We start from the raw sequence: 18,647 nt of genomic DNA on the forward strand, positions 1-18,647 counted from the left end.
GCCGCTGCCGCGCTGCCCGAAAGAATTTCCTCCTATGGCCAAAATACCTATTTCCGGACGTTATGATGACAAGCACATGACATCGCCCGATCGCGTATACTGCTAGTATTAACCGGATTCGGGCGTAAGGCCCTGCAAGGAGAAAATTATGGGTTCCATGAGCATCTGGCACTGGCTGATCGTCCTGGTGGTTGTCATGCTGGTCTTCGGCACGAAGAAACTCGGTAATATCGGTTCCGACCTCGGCAAGGCCGTCAAGGGCTTCAAGGATGGCGTCAAGAACGAGGACGAGCAGAAGCAGGCCGGCACCCCGACCCCGCCGCCGTCCCAGGTGACCGACAAGGGCACCATCGAAGTCGAAGCCAAGGAAAAGCACAAGCTGTAATGCGGTGCCGGCCCGGCCGGCCCCCTGACAGAACTTTATGATCGATCTCGGTCTCTCCAAACTTGCCATTATCGGCGTCGTGGCGCTGGTGGTCATCGGTCCCGAAAAGCTGCCGAAGGTGGCGCGCATGGCCGGCACGCTGTATGGCCGCGCACAACGCTACCTGCATGACGTGAAGTCCGAAGTCAGCCGTGAAATCGAACTGGAAGAGCTGCGCAACCTGCAGAAGAACGTGCAGGAGCAGGCCCAGTCGATCAAGGCCGACGTGGAAAATTCCATTGCCCAGAACATGGCGGAAGTCGAGGATGCGTTCCGGGTCGACGACCCGCACCATCCGCACGACCTGCCGGGCGACCATTTCTCGTCCGCCAAGACGGAAGAGCAGTCGCGCAAGGCCAAGGAATTCCGCCGCAAGCGCCTGGTCCGCACGTCGGCCGTACCGCTGTGGTACAAGCAGCGCAACGGTGGCCGCATGCATGTCGTCTCCGGCGCCGCCCGCGTGGCGCGCTTCCGTCCCCGCAACGGCAAACCTCCTGCCTCGTTCTATTGACTAATGAGCACTGACACCCCGGCCGAAGAAACTTTCATCAGCCACCTGATCGAACTGCGTGACCGGCTGGTCAAGGCATCCATCGGTATCCTCATCGCCACCGCGGCCCTGATGTTCTGGCCCGGGCCGGCCCACATCTACGACCTGCTGGCCCAGCCGATGATCGCGGCCCTGCCGACCGGATCGAAAATGATCGCCACCGGCGTCATCGCGCCGTTCCTGGTGCCGATGAAGGTGACCTTGCTGCTGGGCTTCGTGCTGTCGCTGCCGTGGGTGCTGTACCAGCTGTGGGCGTTCGTCGCCCCCGGCCTGTACACGCACGAGAAGCGCCTGATCGCACCGCTGGTGGTGTCGTCGTCGCTGCTGTTCATCGGCGGCGTGGCGTTCTGCTACTTCCTCGTGTTCGGCCGCGTGTTCGCGTTCATCAGCGAGTTCTCGCCCACCTCGATCGCCGTCACGCCGGACATCGAGAACTACCTCGACTTCATCATGTCGATGTGCCTGGCCTTCGGCGCCGCGTTCGAGGTGCCGGTCGTCGTCGTCATCCTTGTGCGGATGGGCATCGTGTCGCTCGCCAAGCTGAAGGAATGGCGGCCGTACGTGATCGTGGGCGCGTTCGTGATCGCCGCGATCGTGACGCCGCCGGACATCGTCAGCCAGTTCGCGCTGGCCATTCCGATGTGGCTGCTGTTCGAGATGGGGCTGCTGGTGTCGCCGATGTTCGTCAAGATGACGCGCGCGCCGGAAGAGCAGGTTTGATGCTTGGGGTCTGTCCCTTCAGGGACTGACCCCGAAGTTCTGCTGGCACCCCGGCAGCCTTGGCAAACTTCGGGGTCATGGTGCTGGCCTACATGCCACCACCGCTGCGCAGGCGAGGAGCAGGCTCCTCGAAACCCCTGCTCCGCTCCCCTGCGGGGACAGACCCCAATCCCCGCACGACAGAGAGCTTCACCTTCTTCCCCTGCCGGTACGTAAACAACGTCAACGCCGCATTGCGCAGGTCGCCGTTTGCATCGAACGAGATATCCCCCGTGATCCCCTGGTAACGCACCTTGCCCAGCGCCGGCAGGAACCGCGCCGGCACCGTCGATTGCGCCTGCTGCATGGCGGTTGCCAGGACCATCACCGCGTCGTACGCATACGGCGCGTAGGTCTGCAGCGGTTGGCCGTAGCGCTGCCGGTAACGCTGCGTGAAGGCGTCGAATCCCGCTTCCTGCGGCCCGCTGACACCGCCCGCCACCACGCAGATGACGTTGTCGTCGCCCAGCGCGTCGCCGGCCAGCAGCGGCATCTTTTCGGAGCAGATGCCGTCGCCGGACACCAGCTTCGCATGCAGGCCCAGCGCCTTCATCTGTTTCAGCATCGGGCCGGCCACCGCGTCCATGCCGCCGTAGAAGATGACGTCGGGCTGGCGGCCGCGGATCTGGGTCAGGATGGCATTGAAGTCGGTTGCCTTGTCGGTCGTGAACTGGCGGCTGACGATCGCCGCGCCACCGGTCGCCTTGACCCCTTTCGTGAACTCGTCCGCCAGGCCCTGGCCGAACGCCGTGCGGTCGTCGATCACCGCGATCTTTTTCGCCTTCATGGTGGCGATGGCATAGCGCGCCAGCGTGCGGCCCACGAGGTTGTCGTTGGCGACGACGCGAAATGCCGTCTTGAAGCCCTGGTGGGTGTACAGCGGCGTGGTGGCGGCGGGAGAAATCTGCGGGATGCCGGCGTGCGCGTAGATGCGCGATGCGGGTACCGTCGTGCCCGAATTCAGGTGGCCGACCACCCCGGCCACGCGCGCATCGACCAGCTTTTGCGCAACGCTGGCGCCCGTCTTCGGGTCGGCCGCGTCGTCTTCCGGCTGCAGCACCCAGCGGATCTTCTTGCCGCCGATGGCGATGCCCTTCGCGTTGAGGTCGTCGATGGCCATGCGCGCGCCGTTCTCGATGTCCTTGCCCTGGTGGGCGCCCGGGCCGGACAGCGGCGACGCCGTGCCGATCGTCACCGTGGTCTGGGCGTGCGCGGTGGGCAGGGCGAGGCAGCAGGCCAGCGTAACGGCGGTGGTAGGGCGCATGAACGATCCTGTCGAGAAGGGCTGTCCATTGTAATGCCGAGCTGCGCCGCGCCGGTCCGCCTATCGTGCGCGGGCTACAAGGGCGCGAAGATGGCCTGCAGGTCCTCCTGCGTCAGCGCCGCGTTCAGCTGCCCGCCCTCGCCCATGACGGCATCGGCCAGGTCGCCCTTGCGCCGCTGCAGCTCCTGGATCTTTTCCTCCAGCGTGCCCTGGGCAATGAGCTTGTAGACGAACACCGGCTTGTCCTGGCCGATGCGCCAGGCGCGGTCGGTGGCCTGGTTTTCCGCCGCCGGATTCCACCACGGGTCGTAGTGGATGACGACGTCGGCCGCCGTCAGGTTCAGGCCCACGCCGCCCGCTTTCAGGCTGATCAGGAATACCGGCACCTCGCCCTGCTGGAAGGCATCGATGGGCGTGCCGCGGTCCAGCGTTTCGCCCGTCAGCGTGACGTAGTCGAGCGCGCGTGCGCGCAGCGCCGTGGCGATCAGCTCGAGCATGCTGGTGAACTGCGAGAACACCAGCACCTTGCGGCCTTCGCTCAGCAAGGTGTCCAGCAGCTCCAGCAGCGCCTCCAGCTTGGCCGAGCCGGCCGCGCTTTTCGCGCCCTTCAGGAGCGTGCCCTTGACGAGGCGGGGGTCGCAGCAGACCTGCCGCATCTTGAGCAGTGCGTCGAGGATGACGATCTGGCTGCGCGCCGCGCCTTTGCGGCCGATCTCGTCGCGCACGCGCTTGTCCATCGCCACCCGCACCGTCTCGTACAGGTCGCGTTGGGCGCTGCCCAGCTCCACGGGCAGCACGACCTCCGTCTTCGGCGGCAGCTCGCTGGCCACCTTGTCCTTGGTCCGGCGCAGCATGAACGGCTTGACCCGCCGCGTCAGCAGGGCGTTGCGGTCATTGTCGTGCTGGACTTCGATGGGTTTGCGGAAGTGGGCATTGAAGGTTTTCTCGTCGCCCAACAGGCCCGGCATCAGGAAATGGAACTGCGACCACAGTTCGCCCAGGTGGTTCTGCAGCGGCGTGCCCGTCAGGCACAGGCGATGCCGGGCCGTCAGCAGGCGGGCCGTCTGCGCCGCCTTGGCCCGGCTGTTCTTGATGTATTGCGATTCGTCCAGGATCAGCAGGTGGAACGTGTGCGTGCGCAGCGTGGCCTCGTCGCGCGGCAGCAGCGCGTAAGTGGTCAGCACGATGTCGGCGCTGGCGATGCGTTCGAAATGCACCTGCCGGTCCTTGCCATGCAAGGTCAGCACTCGCAGGCCCGGCGCGAAACGGGCCGCCTCGGCGCACCAGTTGCCGATCAGGCTGGTGGGCACGACAACGAGCGCGGGCGCATCGAGCCGGCCCGCTTCCTTCTCGACCAGGATATGCGTCAGGGTCTGCACCGTCTTGCCCAGGCCCATGTCGTCGGCCAGGATGCCGGCAAAGCCGAACTCGCGCAGGAACTGCATCCAGGCGACGCCTTCGCGCTGGTAGACGCGCAGGTCGGCCTGCAGGCCGGCCGGCTTGGGCACGTCGGCAATCCCGCCGAACTGGCTGAGGCGCCGGCCCAGCTCGCGCAGCCGCGCCCCGCCCAGCCAGCGCAGCTGTGCGGCCTCTTCGAGTTCGGCCAGGCGCGCGGCGTCGACGACGGGCAGGTGCAGCGCTTCCTCGGACTCGCCGCGGAAGTACAGTTCGCCCAGGATCGCAAGGATCGGCTTGATGCGGCCCCATGGCAGCGCCACGTGCTCGCCGCCCGGCAGCTGCAGCAGCATCGCGCTGGTGTCGGCATGGGCCGCCAGCGCGGTGGGCGAAAACCCTTGCGGCGCGCGGCGGATCAGCTGTACGAGCAGCGGCAGCAAGGGTTGCCGGCGCCCCTCGACGATGATGCCCAGGTCGAGCGAGAACCAGGCGTTGCCGTCGTCCTTGTCCGCCACGTCGGCATACCATTCGTCCACCTGCAGCAGGTTGTAGCGGTACTCGTCGTTGAGGACGATGCGCCAGCCGGCGGCGCGCAGTGCGGGCAGCTCCGCCTGCGCGAAGTGCAGCCAGTCCGCCTGCGATGCCAGCTGCAGCCCCACCTCCAGCGTAGCCAGCGGCGACTGCACGGGCGGCGCCGCGAAGCCCAGCGCCTCGAGCCGGCCGGCCGCCGCCATCTCGGCCGCGCCATCGCGCCGGATCTGCTCCAGACCCGAGCTGACGCTGCGCCACGGCAGCGCGCCGGGATCGAGGGCATCGATGTAGACGCCGTCGTAGTCGAAGCCGGGCACCGCGTAGTCGTGCCAGGTCTCGCGGCCGCGGTGATCCCGTACCGGCATGCTGCCCAGGATCAGCGTCGGCACGGGCACGATGTCGGTGCGCTCGGTCCGCGTGAACACCTGCGGCGGCGGCACGACCTGGTCCAGCCCCAGCTCGAACATGCGTTCGGCCATCCGTTCGCGCTCGTGCGCATCCAGCACCGGTGCATCTTCCAGCAGGTCCGCCAGCGCGCCGACCGGCATCGCGGCCAGCGTTGGCGCCAGCGTCAATTGTCCCAGCAGGCCCTCGTGCAGGTAATACACGGGATCGGTGGCGAACACGTGATCGATGGCGCTGCCGTTGTCGAACTGCCAGCGCAGCGCGACGGTGTCGGACTCCTCGCCCGTGCGTTGCCAGCCGATCGTGCCGTTGCGCGAGGGGCCGCGCAGGATCGGCACGAGCCTGCCCGCCTTGATGTGCTCGCGCGTAAAGGCCCAGTGCAGCCGGTTCTCGCTGCCCAGCAGGGCCAGCAACTGGCCGCCCAGCTTGCCGACGGGGCGCGCCATCACGCCGAACGCATTCGTCATCCGCATTTGCTCGTACAGCTGGATCGGCACATGGTCTTCCGGCCGCACGTAGCTGGGGGATCGTAGGTCAGCGTCGACAAGTTGGCGATGACGGTGGCCCCGGTGATGTCGCCATCGGCGCGCGTCCTGGCCTTGCACAGCAGCAGGTCCGGCTGGCCGCTGCGGTGGTCCGGACAGAACACGTAGGCAAGACGAAATTGCGACGTCGCGCGCGGCGCCGCCCTGGCCGATGGCGCCACCGCCGACTGCACCTGCGCCAGCTGCTGCAGCCACAGCGTGGCCGGCAGCGACAGGCCGGTCTCGCGTGCCGGCTCGAGCACGTGGCGCTCCACGCCGGCCAGCAGCACGGCCACGACGTGCTTGCAGTTGTACGCTACCGGGCAGCTGCAGTTGCCGTGAAATTCCATGCCATCGCGTCCCGGCATGATGCGAATCACCTGTTCATAGACGTTCCAGCCGCTGCCGCGCACTTCGCCGACCAGGCGGTCGCCGCGAAATTGTACGGTCCCGACCATGCCATTGCGCGCATAACCCTCGCCACGGTGGAAGGTCGTGCTGTCGAAGGCGTGGCGGATGGCGTCGCAAGATATGTGCATGGTGTCTGGAGCGAGGATCGGACCGTCATTATCGCCCATCGGCGCCCGCATGCGGCTGGAACAGGCGCCGCAGCTTGACGCCGGCAGACAAATCGCGATGCTGGTATCGTCTGGCCCATCCACCACGGAACTGACGATGCCAGACACCATCCACTTCTACGAACCGCGCGCCGGCCATGGCCTGCCGCACGATCCCTTCAACGCCATCGTCGGGCCACGTCCGATCGGCTGGATTTCCTCGCAGGACAGCGCCGGCACCTTGAACCTGGCGCCGTACAGCTTCTTCAATGCCTTCAACTACGTGCCGCCGATCGTCGGCTTCGCCAGCATCGGCTACAAGGACACGGTACGCAACGTGCAGCAGACCGGCGAATTCGTGTGGAACCTGGCCACCCGCGAGCTGGCGGAGCAAATGAACCGGACCTGTGCCGCGGTGCCGCCGGAAGTGGACGAGTTTGCGCTGGCCGGCCTGACGCCGGTGCCGTCACGCCTGGTCGCGGTGCCGCGCGTGGGCGAAAGCCCCGTGTCGTTCGAGTGCCGCGTCACGCAGGTCGTGCAGCTGCAGGGCGCCGATGGGGAGCAGGTGCCGACGTGGCTGGTGCTGGGGGAGGTGGTGGGCGTGCATATCGCCCGGACGTTGCTGCGCGAGGGGATCTATGACACCGGGGCCGCCGGCCACATCCTGCGTGGCGGCGGCCCGGCGGACTACTTCACGATCGGGCCGGAACAGCTGTTCCGCATGCACCGGCCCCGTTGATCGTCTATTTCGCTTACTTCTTTTTCTTCGTGTTGGTCGTGGCCGTCTTCTTGGCGCCTGCCGCGCCAGCCGGAGCCAGGGCCGCGGCGGCCGGTGGCGTGATGCCGCCCTGCACACCCAGCGCGCCGCCGGTCCCCAGGCCGCCCGCCACTTCCTGGGCCTTGTACTGGCGTACGGCTTGCACCAGCTGGTTGTACGAGTCCATGAAGGCGGCGATCAGGATCTTGCCTTCCGGGGTGTTGGAGTAGCCGCCGGCCGTGCCGAACGCGCCGCCGCCGAACAGGCCGCCGAACATGTTGAAGTCGAAGTTCTTCGCGCTGCCTTCCGCGGCCGCCAGTTGCACGCCCGAGCGGTTGTCGATCATCAACAGCGTCGTCGAGGCTTCGTTGGCCTTGATGCCGCCCGCGACCATGCCGGCCACGCTGCCGATCAGGCCGAAGCCGCCCAGCGCGCCGCCGATGCCCTGGGTGCCCTTCTGGCTGAAGTTGATCGTCGGGCTCATCGTGTAGTCGGCCGCGACCATCTGGCCCTTGCCGAAGTTGCTGCCGGAGCGCATTTCGCCGGACTGGTTCAGGTCACGTTCTGCCATCACGTTGTTCATGGCGGCACCGCGCTCGACGACGACGAAGCAGTTCGACTGCTGGATCATCTTGCGCAGCACGGGCACGGTCGAACCGAGCTTGTATTGCGACAGCTGGATGTACCACGACGAGGCCTGGTCTTCCACCACGCTCAGCGTGCCCAGCGTGCGGTCGCACTTCTCCAGCTGGGTGTTGGCGTTGCTGGCGGTGGCGCCGCCGGCCGAGCCGCTGGCGACCGTCGGTGCGGCGCCCAGGGTCGGCACCGTGCCGGCGCAGCCGGTCAGCGCCATCAGCGCGCCCAGCACCAGCACTTGGCCTGCCGTCTTGGTCATGGTTGGGAAGGAGGAAGAGGTTTTCTGGGTCATGGCGGGTTTCCGTCGTGAAATGAGGACAGCTGAGAATAACAAGCGAAGGGCGTATCTTAATATGCAAGCCGCACGTGAAATCTCACCAATTGTTTCAGATCAACCAAAATTGTTATCTGATCCAGATGGAATGTTGCATTTCACCCACGCCGTGACGTTAACGCCACAGGTCCGTTACCGATTGGCAACGGATCCGTGGCGGCTGGCGTCACTGCATCAGCTCGCGGATGACCTTCACGGGCGCGCTGCCGTAGCCCAGGAACTCCTCGTGGAAGGCTTTCAGCGAGAACTTGCTGCCCAGTGCCTGGCGGCGCTGTTCGCGCAGTTCCATGATTTCGCTGTAGCCGCTGTAGTAGCTGGTCAGCTGCACGGACGACAGCTGCGCGCGGCGCCATTTCTCGCTGGCTTCCTGCTGCGTCTGGAAGGCCTGGCGCGTCAGCAGGTCGATCGCCTGCTCGCGCGTCATGCCCAGCACGTGCACGCTGTAGTCGAGGATCGTGTTGGTCACGCTGCGCAGGTTCCACTTCGAGTACATCAGCCACATCTCGGGGGCGTTGTCGCCATAGCCCGATTCCAGCATCATGCGCTCGCTGTAGACGGCCCAGCCTTCGATCATCGCGCCATTGCCGAAGATCGACTTCACCAGCGAAGGCGACTTGTTCGCGTACACCAGCTGGGCGTAGTGGCCGGGGATCGCCTCGTGCATGTTCAGGATCTGCAGGATCCAGTGGTTGTATTCGCGCAGGCTGCTTTCGGCCTGCTCGGGCGTCGCGTCGTCCAGCGGCGTGATGTTGTAGTAGGTGCGGTCCTGCGGCCGGTAGGGGCCGGGCGCCTCGATGCTGGCGCCGGCCACGCCGCGCTGGTAGGCCGGTGTTTCGCGCACGACCAGCGGCTTGTTCGCGTCCAGCGTCAGCAGGTCGTGGCTGGCGACCCAGGCCTGCAGCTGCGGGATCTGCGCCTTGACTTCGTCGACGAAGCGCTCGCGCGGGACATGGTTGCTTGAGAGCTTGTCGATCATCAGGCCGATCTTGGCGTAGCGGTCGGCGGGCTTGGTCGTGCCGCCCAGGTATTTCGGCCACAGCTCGTCGCTGATGCGGTCCATGTTGGCCAGCAGTTCCTCGCGCGTGGCCAGGGCTTTCTGGTAGGTCTGCTCGGCCGTGCTGGCGGACTGGATGTCGAACGCGAACTTGGCTTCGTACAGGTCCTTGCCGATGCGGAACGAGCGGGCTCCCGTCGTGGCCAGCGTCTTGTCCAGCTCGCCCAGCCACGCGGCATAGGCTTCCACGGCCGTCTTCGCGGCGGCGATGCGCTGCGCGAACAGGCCCTTCTCGTTGGCGGCCAGGTTCGATGCCTGGGCTTCCTTGTCCAGCTCGGCCAGCAGCGCGATGACACCTGGTGCCTGCGCAACGGCCAGTTGCGTGTGCTCGCGGGTCGGGTTGCTGATGTTGGCGCGCGCCGCCTCGTAGTAGGCCGGCACGTTGGCGATGCGCTTGAGCAGGGTGCGCAGGCGCTGCGGCTTGGCCGCGTATTCCGTGTGCAGGATGTAGTCGATCGGGCTGGCGATGTTGTACAGCGCGGGGTTCCACTCGAATTCGCGGAACGTGGTCAGGTACCAGCGGTCGGCGTTGAGCTTGTTGACCAGCAGGGCCAGGTCGGTGCGCTGGCGCGGCGACAGCTGGCGCGCATCCATCCTGGCGAAACGCTGCTGCCAGTTGTCGATAAAGGTCAGCTGCAACTGGCGCGTGGCCAGGTCGGGCACGGTGAGCGTGGCCGCCGTGTCGTACTTACCGACGGTAATGGCCGTTTCCGGGTCGATTTTCCACAAGGCGGCCAGGAATTGGCTGGCCATGTTGTCGAAGGCGCGGTCCTGGCGCCGTTCCGACGGCGCTGCTGCGGCAGTGGCGGCGGCGGCGACTGGCGCGGCGACCTTGGCGGCGCGTGCGGCCTTGCCTTTGGCGGGGGCCGAGCGCGTGGTCTTGGCGGATTTCTGCGGCTTCTTTGCCGCCTCGGCCGGCGCGAGTGCCATGCTCAGCATGATCGCCGCCAGCGCGATTTTTGTCTTGATCATCGGTGGTACCTTGTAAAGATGGGGCGTGCGATGTCCCGCCCGAGTTTGCAGCGTGCAAGATTATCATTATTCAGGGTGGTCCGGACGTGCCAGTTACATGCCGCAACAAAGGCGGCAGGCGCCGCTCAGGCCAGCCGGCCGCTGCGGATCAGTTGCTGGTGCCGTTCATTGACGATGGTGACGGCCTGCTTGCCGCGCGCCATATGGGTCAGGCGGATCTCGCCCGCCTTGGTGAAGCGGTGCCCCACGCGGACCGTGTACGAGCGCAGCAGCCAGCTCCAGAAGCCCGCCACGTAGGTGGCTTCGTCCATGTCGCGCCACTTGACGCCGCGCACGCCGCGTTGCCACGGCAGGATGCCGGAATAGACCCACACGCCCACTTCGTCGTAGTACAGCTGCACGCTGCGGATCAGGAGGATGCGGTAGCCGATCAGCAGGGTCGACACGCCCAGCACGCCGGCCGCGGCCAGCTCCGAGTAGTTGAAGGCCAGGCGCAGCACGAAGATCATGATGACGATCAGGACGACACAGCTGGTGTAGGCGGTCCAGGCCTTGTGGCACAGGGGCATCGCATGCCCCTGCGTGACGGGAGAATTATCTTGTTCCATGCCTAATCATGGCATGGAATGGCTGGGATCGTCGAGGTGTGCCCGGGCGTCATGCCACCGGTTTTTGCCGGCTGTCCGATGAGTGGCCGACGTCGCTGGCGGCGTAGTGGTCGAGGATGCCGGTCGCGCGGGCGCCGTCGCGGTCGTTGTCCACCCGCACCTGCAGGATGCAGTTATTGCGATGCACGACAGTGCGTAACTCGGCATTATCGGACTGCCGGTTACTGCTGCCGCGCGCCGGGGTGGATTTTTCCGTCAGGTCCAGCGCGAAGTTGCCCTGCACGGGACCGGCTTCGTCGCCGGTCGCTTCCAGCGAGACGCCATCGGCGCTGAAGCCGGCCGCCAGCAGCGCCTCGCGGGCCCGCTCGGCTACTTCGAAACTGTCGAAAACGCGTAAGAGGGTATTGGCCATGATGTGCTCCTTTTTTCCGTTGCAGCCATCATAGCCCGGCCATCCGTGCGGGAGCGCCAGGTTAATGCTCGGCAAGAAGGAGAGCCACGGCAGCCCCTTGGTGTTACGTCTTCTAGCGTCGCATGCCCTCCTGCAGCATCGCCAGCATGTCGTCGGCCGTCATGCGCGCCGCCATATCGCTGCCATCGAGCAGGCTGTCGGCCAGTTCGCGCTTGCGCCCGTGCAGTTCGACGATGCCCTCCTCGATCGTGTGGCGCGCCACCAGCCGGTAGATCGTCACGGGGCGCTGCTGGCCCATCCGGTGGGCGCGGTCCGAGGCCTGGTCTTCCACGGCCGGATTCCACCACGGGTCCATGTGGATGACGTAGTCGGCCGCGGTCAGGTTGATGCCGACGCCGCCCGCCTTCAGGCTGATCAGGAAGACATCGCCTTCGCCTGCCTGGAATGCATCGACGCGTTGCTTGCGCGCCGCCATCGGCGTGGCGCCGTCCAGGTACTGGTAGCGCACGCCCTGCTCGTCCAGGTGGGCGCGGATCAGCGCCAGGTGATCGACGAACTGGCTGAACACCAGCACCTTGTGGCGGTTCTCCAGCAGGCCTTCGAGCAGTTGCGCAAACGCGGCCAGCTTGCTGCTGGCCAGCTTCAGGCCGGGTGCCACCAGGTTCGGATTGCAGCAGGCGCGGCGCAGCTTCATGATCTCGGCCAGGATCGCCATCGACTTCTTGTCGACGGGGACGTCGATCGCGGCCAGCTTCTCCAGCGCCTCGCGGCGCAGCGATTCGTACAGCGCCATCTCCTCGCCCGACAACTCCACTTCGTGCAAGATCTCCGTGCGTGCCGGCAGCTCCGTCAGTACCTGCGTCTTGGTGCGGCGCAGGATGAACGGCGCGATCAGGCGGCGCAGGCGGTTGCGCGCGCCCACTTCGGCGCGGTGGTCCTGCTGGCGCTCGATGGGGCCGGCGAAGCGCAGGTTGAACTGGTCCAGCGAACCCAACAGCCCCGGATTGATGAACCGGAACAGGTTCCACAATTCGCCCAGGTGGTTTTCCAGCGGCGTGCCCGTCGCCACCATGCGGAAATCGCCCTGCAGCGCCATCACGGCCTGCGAGCGCTTGGTCGCCGCGTTCTTGATGGCCTGTGCTTCGTCCAGCACGATGGTGTGCCAGCGCTGCTTGGTGAAGCGCTCCGATTCGAGCTGCAGCAGGCCATAGCTGACGATGACGAGGTCGAACGGCCCGGCGCTGTCGATGGTGTCGGCGCGGTCGCCCGCACCGAACATGCGCACATTCAGCGTGGGCGCGAATCTCGCCGCCTCGCTGGCCCAGTTCAGGCACACGGACGTGGGCGCGACGACCAGGGTCGGCCCGGCGGGTGCGCGCAGCAGCAACAGCGCCAGCGCCTGGACGGTCTTGCCCAGGCCCATGTCGTCGGCCAGGCAGGCACCCACGCCCCAGTGGGCCAGGCGCGCCAGCCATTCGAAGCCTTCGCGCTGGTAGTCGCGCAGTTCGGCCTGCAAGGTGCTGGGCAATTGCGGCCGGTACTCGGCCTGCGCGGCGATGCGGGCGACATGTTCGCGCCACAGCTTGTCCGCTTCCAGGCCACCGACGGCGCCGGCCAGCTCCTCCAGCATGAACGCGGCCAGCTGGTGCACCTTGACGCCGGCATCGTCGTCCTCGCCGAAGTCCTGCAGGTCCGCCAGGCGACGGTGCAGTTCTTCCGACAGGGCCAGGTATTGCTTGTCGCCCAGTTCGATGAAGCGGCTCTTGCTGGCGCGGATCAGGTCCAGCAGGGTGCGCAGGTCCATGACCTTTTCCTCGTCGATCTGCAACTGGCCGCTGGCGGCGAACCAGTCCTTCTTGCTCTTGATCGACAGGCGCAGCTGCTTGGTGTGCACCGGCTTGCTGACCTTGAACGCTTCGCCCTCGGGCCAGCCGACGACGATCTTGTCGGCCCCGATCTCCTGCAGCTCCGCCAGCAGTTGCAGGCACAGCGCAGGCTGGCCCAGCAGCCATTCGCCGTGTTCCTGCTCCGCCTGTTGCAGCACCGGACATTGCAGCACGAGGCGCCGTTCCGCATCGCGCTCGCCCACCAGGTCGCGCCGCGCCTGCACCGGCTTGCCGCCCACGTCCGCGATGACGCTTTCCGCCCCCTCGCCCGGCGCATAGTAGGCACCTTGCGGCAGCGGGCGCACCTGTACCTGCATGCGCAGGCCCTGCTGGTACGGCAACAGGTGGATGTGCAGGCGCGCGTCGCCATCGGTTTGCATCGCGTTGACGGCGCCGCCGCCGATGTCCGATTGCACCGTGACGACCGACGACACCGTGCCGATGGCCGCCAGCACCTGCTGCTCGGCGTGTTCCGGCACCGCCAGGCCGTCGCCGACGATGGCGGCGATGCGGCGGTGCTCGTCGTTGACGGTCACCACGCGCACGCGGTTCGGTGCCTCGCGCACCACGATCACGCTGGCATTGGGCTCCGTCACCGGCGGCTGCAACGTCAGCCACAGTTCTCCCTTGCGGCGGCGGATCAGGAGTTCCGGTTCCGCGCCCACCAGTTCGACCCGCGTGTCCGGCGCATCCTCCCAGAACACCAGTGGATGGCCGACCAGCGCGGGAATCGCGGCATCGACGTCGATGTCGTAGCGCAGCCCCGACGAATACTGCTGGCGCGACGGGACGATATGGTTGATGACGCGCAGGTCGCGCGCCGACAGGTACCCCAGCGTGCCACTTTCCTCGCGCAGGCGTTTCAGGGCGATGGCGCGGCCCTTGCCCCACTGGCCGCGGGCGTCGCGCTTCTGCTCGCGCGGTTCGATCAGGCCGATGCCCACGCCCGGGTGGAAGTCGATCGTCCAGACCAGGCGTGCTTCGCCCGATTCGCCGGGCAGGCCCTGGTGCAGGTTGACCAGTGCCGTCAGCTGGCGCTGCCAGGCTTCCTGGCGCTCGAACCACGTCGCCATGTCGGGCAGGCCCAGCTTCTCGCGCAGTGCCGCCGCCCGCTTGGCCGCGGCTGCGTCGCCCAGGTGCCCCAGCAGGCCCTCGGCCTGGCTGGCGATCAGGATGAATCCTGCGCTGTCGGCATGCTGCACGAGGTCCTGCAGTTCGGCCGTGCGCTGCTTCAGCTGCGGCAGTGCAAGCCAGTGGTACAGCAAGGCCTGGAACAGCTGCGCCGCCAGCGAAGCGCGGGCCGGGTCTTCCCAGCCGCGCGAGACGATGACGTCCGTGTTCATCATGCCGGCGCGCACCTGGCGCAGCATCGACAATTGCGTGTAGACGGGCGTGTCGGGATTCTGCTGTGCGTGGGTGGCGACATCGAGATAGCTCTCCGCCGTCTTGAGGTGCTTGGCGTCGCCGCTGCGCAGCAGTGCGAGGACATACAGGTAGCCGCCGATGCCCTGGAACACCTGCTTGCGCTTGCCCGATTCGCGCCGCACCAGCTTCAGCGCCGTGTCGTAGCCGGGGATCGCTTCGGCCACGCCGCCCGCCAGCATGACGATGGTGCTGGCGAAGAACATGCCCAGCGCGCTGTCATGGCCTTCCAGGTAGCGCGCCCCATCCTGCAACCGGCCGCACAGGATGGCCTGCTCGGCCAGCGCCAGGCGCAGGGCCGGGCTGACGTCGCCATCGGCCGTGATGCGCCGTTCGAAATGGCGTTCGGCGAAGCCGCGCACGGCCGGGGCCAGCGCCGGCTCGCGCTGGGTGTGCTGCAACAGCAGCATCAGCACGTCGTCCTGCAGCACCGGGTGCACCAGCAGCAGCATGCCCGCCTCGAACGGGCGGGTGAAGATGTCCACGATGGGGTGCAGCTGGGCCGCCTCGTAGCACGCCATGCACGCAGCCAGCAGCGGCAGCACGTCCGGCGGCGGCAGGCCGCGCAGCAGCGCCATGCGCAGGCGCGCCACGCCATGGCGGTAGCTGCGCGGTTCGACGTTGCCGTTCCAGCTCTGGCGCATGGGCACCTGCGCCTCGTAGGCCTTGCACAGGTCGAACAGCACGTGGGCGCCGATGGCGGCGCGGATCGCCGGCCAGCGCAGCTTGGCGTTGCAGACGTAGCCGCGGCCGACCACGAGGCTGATGAAGGCCAGCCGCTCCAGCTTGACGATATGGTCGTCCAGCGACGTCGCCGTCAGGCGCTTGCCGTCCTCGGCGGTGAAACCCGCCGCCTTCATCATGTCGAGCAGGGCGGTGCGGCCGACCGGATCGCCGACCAGCGCCAGCAAAGCCAGGAGGGATTTTTCGACGAGGGCGAGCGCCTCGAATTCGGTTTGCAGCGTGTCGGCCATTCAGTCCTGCAGGTTGTCGATCGTGACGGCGGCCGTCATGCCTTCGTGCAGGCCGAACATGCGCCGGTAGAAATACAGCTCCGCTTCCAGCGTGCGGACGATGTTCTCGGCCTTGCGGAAGCCATGGCCTTCGCCTTCCAACGGCACGTAGGCGACGGGAATGCCGCGCCGTTGCAGCGCCTGCACCATCGCCTCCGACTGCTGCGGCGGCACCACCTTGTCGTCCAGGCCCTGGAAGAAGATCATCGGCCGGGACAAACGGTCCGTGTGGTTGATCGGCGAGCGCTCCGCGTAGACGGCCTTGGCCTGCGGTTGCGGCGCGATCAGGTATTCGTTGTAGTGCGACTCGAACTTGTGCGAGTCGTCGTCCAGGCCTTGCAGGTCGGACACGCCGTAGTAGCTGGCCCCCAGCTTGAAGACGTCGTGGAACGTCAGTGCGCACAAGGTCGTCAGCCCGCCGGCGCTGCCGCCGCGGATGATCAGCCGGTCGCCATCGGCGCGGCCGCTTTGCACGAGATACCGGGCGCCGGCGATGCAGTCTTCCACGTCGACGATGCCCCACTGGCTTTTCAAGGCGTCCCGATAAGCGCGGCCGAAGCCCGTGCTGCCGCCGTAGTTCACGTCCAGCACGCCGAAGCCGCGGCTGGTCCAGAACTGCGTCGCCAGTTTCAAGGTGCTGGCCGCCATGCCGGTCGGACCGCCATGGCCGATGACGATGACGGGCGGCTTCTCGCCTGCCGGCGCCTGCACGTCCTGGTTGCAGGGCGGGTAGAAGAAGGCGTGGGCGGTGCGGCCGCCCGCGCTGGGGTAGCTGATGCTCTCGGGGACGGACAGGTAACCCAGCTCCGGCAGGGCTTCGATCGAGCGCGCCAGCACGGTGACTTCGCCCTGCACCAGGTCGATGCGGGCGATTTCGGCCGCGACCGTCGGGCTGCCGCCCAGCAGCACGACAAAGCCGTCGCCCGCCTTCAGTTCGCGGATTTCGTCGTACGGCGTGGCGATGGGGCTCAAGGTCGCGCTGCCCGCCGCCAGGCGCGCCAGGCGGCTGACGCCCTTGTCGATATAAGTGCAGACAATGTCACCGTTCGGCAGGAAGCCGTACATGCTGTTGCCGAAGGTCCAGTGCGGCGCGCCGAATTCCGCTTCCAGGGGGCACAGCGCCTCGCTGCCGTCCTTGCCGTGGCGGTACAGGTTCCACCAGCCGCTGCGATCGGAAACGAAGTGCAGGCGGCCGTTGGGCGCCCACTCGGGCTGGCAGATCGACTCTTCCGCACCGCCCGCCACCAGCTGCGGCGTGCCGGGCAGCCCATCGGCACCAAGTTCGGCGAGCCACAATTGCGTGCCCTGCCAGGGCATGCTCGGGTGGTCCCACGTCAGCCAGGCCAACCGGCGGCCATCCGGCGACAGGCGCGGCGACGAATAGAAATCGTGGCCTTCGGCCAGTACCGTCTCGCTGCCGTCGAAACCCACGGCGCACAGCGTGTTGACGGGCTGCGCGTGCGGATCCTCGCCATGCAGTTCGCGCACCGCGATCAGGCGCTGGCGCGCGTTGTCGACCACGAAGTCGGCAAAGCGCTGGCGTCCCGGCGCCGTGAAGGCCTCGGCAGCGCCGCTGCCGGCCTGGCGGTACAGGCGGTTGTCGGCAAAGTGCGAGAAGACCACGGTATCGCCGTCCACGGCATAGGCGCCGCCGCCATATTCATGCACGCGGGTGCGCACATTCATGGGAGCCGGCGTCAGCTCGTTGGCCTGGCCGGCGCGCAGGCGCAACAGCGCATTGCGGCCCGCTTCGCTGGCGCGTCCGGCCAGCCAGAAGATGTCCTGGCCGGCGATCGCCAGCGACGCCAGGGGCGTGGCGCCGGCCGCCACGAGGGTGGCGCCGATGGGCGAATGCCAGGTTCCGAAGGGGGCGGTCACGGTGCTCATAGGGGTGTTCCAATCGCGGTAAATTGACGGCGGGGATGCGATAATACCGTCTTTCGTCCCGCCTCGATTGCCGCCAATGCCACAATTCGCCCCGCTCCAGAACGACACCTTCCTGCGTGCGCTGCTGCGCCAGCCGACCGACTACACTCCCGTGTGGCTGATGCGCCAGGCGGGCCGCTACCTGCCGGAGTACCGCGCCACGCGCCAGAAGGCCGGCTCGTTCATGGGCCTGGCCACCAATCCGGACCTGGCAACGGAAGTGACGCTGCAGCCGATCGACCGCTATCGGCTCGATGCGGCGATCCTGTTCTCCGACATCCTGACGGTGCCCGACGCGATGGGGCTGGGCCTGTACTTCGTCGAAGGCGAAGGGCCGAAATTCGAACGCCCTCTGAAGACGGAGGCGGACGTGCAGGCGCTGCGCCTGCCGGAGCCGGGCTCGCTCGACTACGTTTTCAAGGCGGTAACACAGATCCGCACTGAGTTGAACGGCCGCGTGCCGCTGATCGGCTTCTCGGGCAGCCCATGGACGCTGGCGTGCTACATGGTGGAAGGGCAGGGCTCGCGCGAGTTCCACACGATCAAGAAGATGCTGTACAGCCGTCCCGACCTGATGCACCACATCCTGGACATGAACGCCCGCGCGGTGGCCGAGTACCTGAATGCCCAGATCAACGCGGGTGCGCAGGCCGTGATGGTATTCGACTCGTGGGGTGGCGCGCTGGCCGACGGCGCCTACCAGCAGTTCTCGCTGGCCTATATGCAAAAGGTGGTCGCGCAACTCAAGCGCGAGAAGGATGGCGTACGCATCCCGGCGATCGTGTTCACGAAGGGTGGCGCGCACTGGGCGGAGGAAATCGCGGCCATCGGCGCGGATGCCATCGGCCTGGACTGGACCGCGAACCTTGCCAAGGTACGCGCCGCCGTCGGCGACAAGGTGGCGCTGCAGGGCAACCTGGACCCCGCCATCCTGTTCGCCCAGCCGGATCAGATCCGCAGCGAAGTGGAACGGGTGCTGCATGCCTTCGGCCCGCATGACACGGGCCACGTATTCAACCTGGGCCACGGCATTTCGCAGTTCACGCCGCCCGAGTCGGTGGCCGTGATGGTGGAAACGGTTCACAAGGTCAGCCGGTCCCTGCGCACGGGGGCTTGACGGCCCAGGCAAACCCGACTTATGCACATTTTTTTTCGCTGCCACGAGAACAGGCAGTGCCAGAAAGCGCCAATGCTGGGTTTTGCTAACCCGTTGATTTG

Annotated in this window: 14 protein-coding genes; 5 read left to right on the plus strand and 9 right to left on the minus strand. The window is 66.8% G+C overall.

The features are described from left to right. The first annotated feature begins 148 nt into the window (after positions 1–148). From tatA to tatC, 3 genes are read left to right on the plus strand one after another with little or no spacing between them, the layout of a single operon-like run. Positions 149–385, plus strand: coding sequence for a Sec-independent protein translocase subunit TatA (gene tatA / locus PX653_RS22395; protein ID WP_277414901.1), 237 nt, complete (start codon positions 149–151; stop codon positions 383–385). Between the two features lie 37 nt (positions 386–422). Then, positions 423–935 (plus strand): Sec-independent protein translocase protein TatB, encoded by a 513-nt coding sequence (gene tatB, locus PX653_RS22400; protein WP_277414902.1) that lies wholly within the window; start codon positions 423–425, stop codon positions 933–935. Positions 936–938: 3 nt separating this feature from the next. Next, positions 939–1,694 (plus strand): twin-arginine translocase subunit TatC, encoded by a 756-nt coding sequence (gene tatC, locus PX653_RS22405; RefSeq protein WP_277414903.1) that lies wholly within the window; start codon positions 939–941, stop codon positions 1,692–1,694. A gap of 88 nt (positions 1,695–1,782) precedes the next feature. On the opposite strand, the gene PX653_RS22410 is transcribed toward tatC, so the two are convergent. The 3 genes from PX653_RS22410 to PX653_RS22420 all read right to left on the minus strand — a co-directional run bounded on the left by PX653_RS22410 (position 1,783) and on the right by PX653_RS22420 (position 6,391). Then, the gene (locus PX653_RS22410; RefSeq protein WP_277414904.1) at positions 1,783–2,997 is read right to left on the minus strand and encodes a branched-chain amino acid ABC transporter substrate-binding protein; all 1,215 of its coding nucleotides are present in this window, start codon (positions 2,995–2,997) and stop codon (positions 1,783–1,785) included. A 74-nt stretch (positions 2,998–3,071) separates the two neighbouring features. After that, entirely contained in the window at positions 3,072–5,795 is a 2,724-nt protein-coding gene (locus PX653_RS22415) for a DEAD/DEAH box helicase (protein WP_277414905.1), read from the minus strand. Further along, on the minus strand, positions 5,792–6,391 hold the full coding sequence (locus PX653_RS22420) for an SWIM zinc finger family protein (protein WP_277414906.1): 600 nt from the start codon (positions 6,389–6,391) through the stop codon (positions 5,792–5,794). Before PX653_RS22420 ends, PX653_RS22415 begins: the two co-directional genes overlap by 4 nt. Before the next feature lie 136 nt (positions 6,392–6,527). Between PX653_RS22420 and PX653_RS22425 the strand changes: the two genes are divergently transcribed. Further along, the gene (locus PX653_RS22425; RefSeq protein ID WP_277414907.1) at positions 6,528–7,148 is read left to right on the plus strand and encodes a flavin reductase family protein; all 621 of its coding nucleotides are present in this window, start codon (positions 6,528–6,530) and stop codon (positions 7,146–7,148) included. Between the two features lie 13 nt (positions 7,149–7,161). Here the strand turns inward: PX653_RS22425 and PX653_RS22430 are convergent, their stop codons facing one another. From PX653_RS22430 to PX653_RS22455, 6 genes are all read right to left on the minus strand, one after another. Then, the gene (locus PX653_RS22430; RefSeq protein ID WP_277414908.1) at positions 7,162–8,094 is read right to left on the minus strand and encodes a CsgG/HfaB family protein; all 933 of its coding nucleotides are present in this window, start codon (positions 8,092–8,094) and stop codon (positions 7,162–7,164) included. Positions 8,095–8,302: 208 nt separating this feature from the next. Beyond that, positions 8,303–10,162: a DUF885 domain-containing protein gene (locus tag PX653_RS22435; protein ID WP_277414909.1), complete on the minus strand. Its 1,860-nt coding sequence runs from the start codon at positions 10,160–10,162 to the stop codon at positions 8,303–8,305. A 125-nt stretch (positions 10,163–10,287) separates the two neighbouring features. Further along, complete coding sequence (locus PX653_RS22440) at positions 10,288–10,770, minus strand: hypothetical protein (RefSeq protein ID WP_277414910.1); 483 nt, start codon at positions 10,768–10,770, stop codon at positions 10,288–10,290. Between the two features lie 49 nt (positions 10,771–10,819). After that, positions 10,820–11,182: a hypothetical protein gene (locus tag PX653_RS22445; RefSeq protein ID WP_277414911.1), complete on the minus strand. Its 363-nt coding sequence runs from the start codon at positions 11,180–11,182 to the stop codon at positions 10,820–10,822. Positions 11,183–11,294: 112 nt separating this feature from the next. Next, a complete protein-coding gene (locus PX653_RS22450; protein WP_277414912.1) occupies positions 11,295–15,464 on the minus strand; it encodes a DEAD/DEAH box helicase in 4,170 nt (1,389 codons plus the stop codon). Further along, positions 15,465–17,390, minus strand: a complete 1,926-nt coding sequence (locus PX653_RS22455) for a S9 family peptidase (protein ID WP_277414913.1) — start codon at positions 17,388–17,390, stop codon at positions 15,465–15,467. Positions 17,391–17,466: 76 nt separating this feature from the next. Here PX653_RS22455 and hemE point away from each other — a divergent pair, with 76 nt between their 5' ends. Further along, positions 17,467–18,546, plus strand: a complete 1,080-nt coding sequence (gene hemE / locus PX653_RS22460) for a uroporphyrinogen decarboxylase (RefSeq protein ID WP_277414914.1) — start codon at positions 17,467–17,469, stop codon at positions 18,544–18,546. Positions 18,547–18,647: the final 101 nt, after the last annotated feature.

The sequence above is a fragment of the Pseudoduganella chitinolytica genome, assembly GCF_029028125.1.
In the GTDB taxonomy this organism is placed as follows: Bacteria; Pseudomonadota; Gammaproteobacteria; order Burkholderiales; family Burkholderiaceae_D; genus Rugamonas; species Rugamonas chitinolytica.

Bases quoted from the DNA above. Each gene is read 5' to 3' on its own strand.
- PX653_RS22435 (WP_277414909.1), bottom strand. From the start codon at position 10,162: ATGATCAAGACAAAAATCGCGCTGGCGGCGATCATGCTGAGCATGGCA.
- PX653_RS22455 (WP_277414913.1), bottom strand. From the start codon at position 17,390: ATGAGCACCGTGACCGCCCCCTTCGGAACCTGGCATTCGCCCATCGGC.
- tatB (WP_277414902.1), top strand. From the start codon at position 423: ATGATCGATCTCGGTCTCTCCAAACTTGCCATTATCGGCGTCGTGGCG.
- tatA (WP_277414901.1), top strand. From the start codon at position 149: ATGGGTTCCATGAGCATCTGGCACTGGCTGATCGTCCTGGTGGTTGTC.
- PX653_RS22445 (WP_277414911.1), bottom strand. From the start codon at position 11,182: ATGGCCAATACCCTCTTACGCGTTTTCGACAGTTTCGAAGTAGCCGAG.
- PX653_RS22415 (WP_277414905.1), bottom strand. From the start codon at position 5,795: ATGACGAATGCGTTCGGCGTGATGGCGCGCCCCGTCGGCAAGCTGGGC.
- PX653_RS22410 (WP_277414904.1), bottom strand. From the start codon at position 2,997: ATGCGCCCTACCACCGCCGTTACGCTGGCCTGCTGCCTCGCCCTGCCC.
- PX653_RS22430 (WP_277414908.1), bottom strand. From the start codon at position 8,094: ATGACCCAGAAAACCTCTTCCTCCTTCCCAACCATGACCAAGACGGCA.
- PX653_RS22450 (WP_277414912.1), bottom strand. From the start codon at position 15,464: ATGGCCGACACGCTGCAAACCGAATTCGAGGCGCTCGCCCTCGTCGAA.
- PX653_RS22420 (WP_277414906.1), bottom strand. From the start codon at position 6,391: ATGCACATATCTTGCGACGCCATCCGCCACGCCTTCGACAGCACGACC.
- PX653_RS22440 (WP_277414910.1), bottom strand. From the start codon at position 10,770: ATGGAACAAGATAATTCTCCCGTCACGCAGGGGCATGCGATGCCCCTG.
- hemE (WP_277414914.1), top strand. From the start codon at position 17,467: ATGCCACAATTCGCCCCGCTCCAGAACGACACCTTCCTGCGTGCGCTG.
- PX653_RS22425 (WP_277414907.1), top strand. From the start codon at position 6,528: ATGCCAGACACCATCCACTTCTACGAACCGCGCGCCGGCCATGGCCTG.
- tatC (WP_277414903.1), top strand. From the start codon at position 939: ATGAGCACTGACACCCCGGCCGAAGAAACTTTCATCAGCCACCTGATC.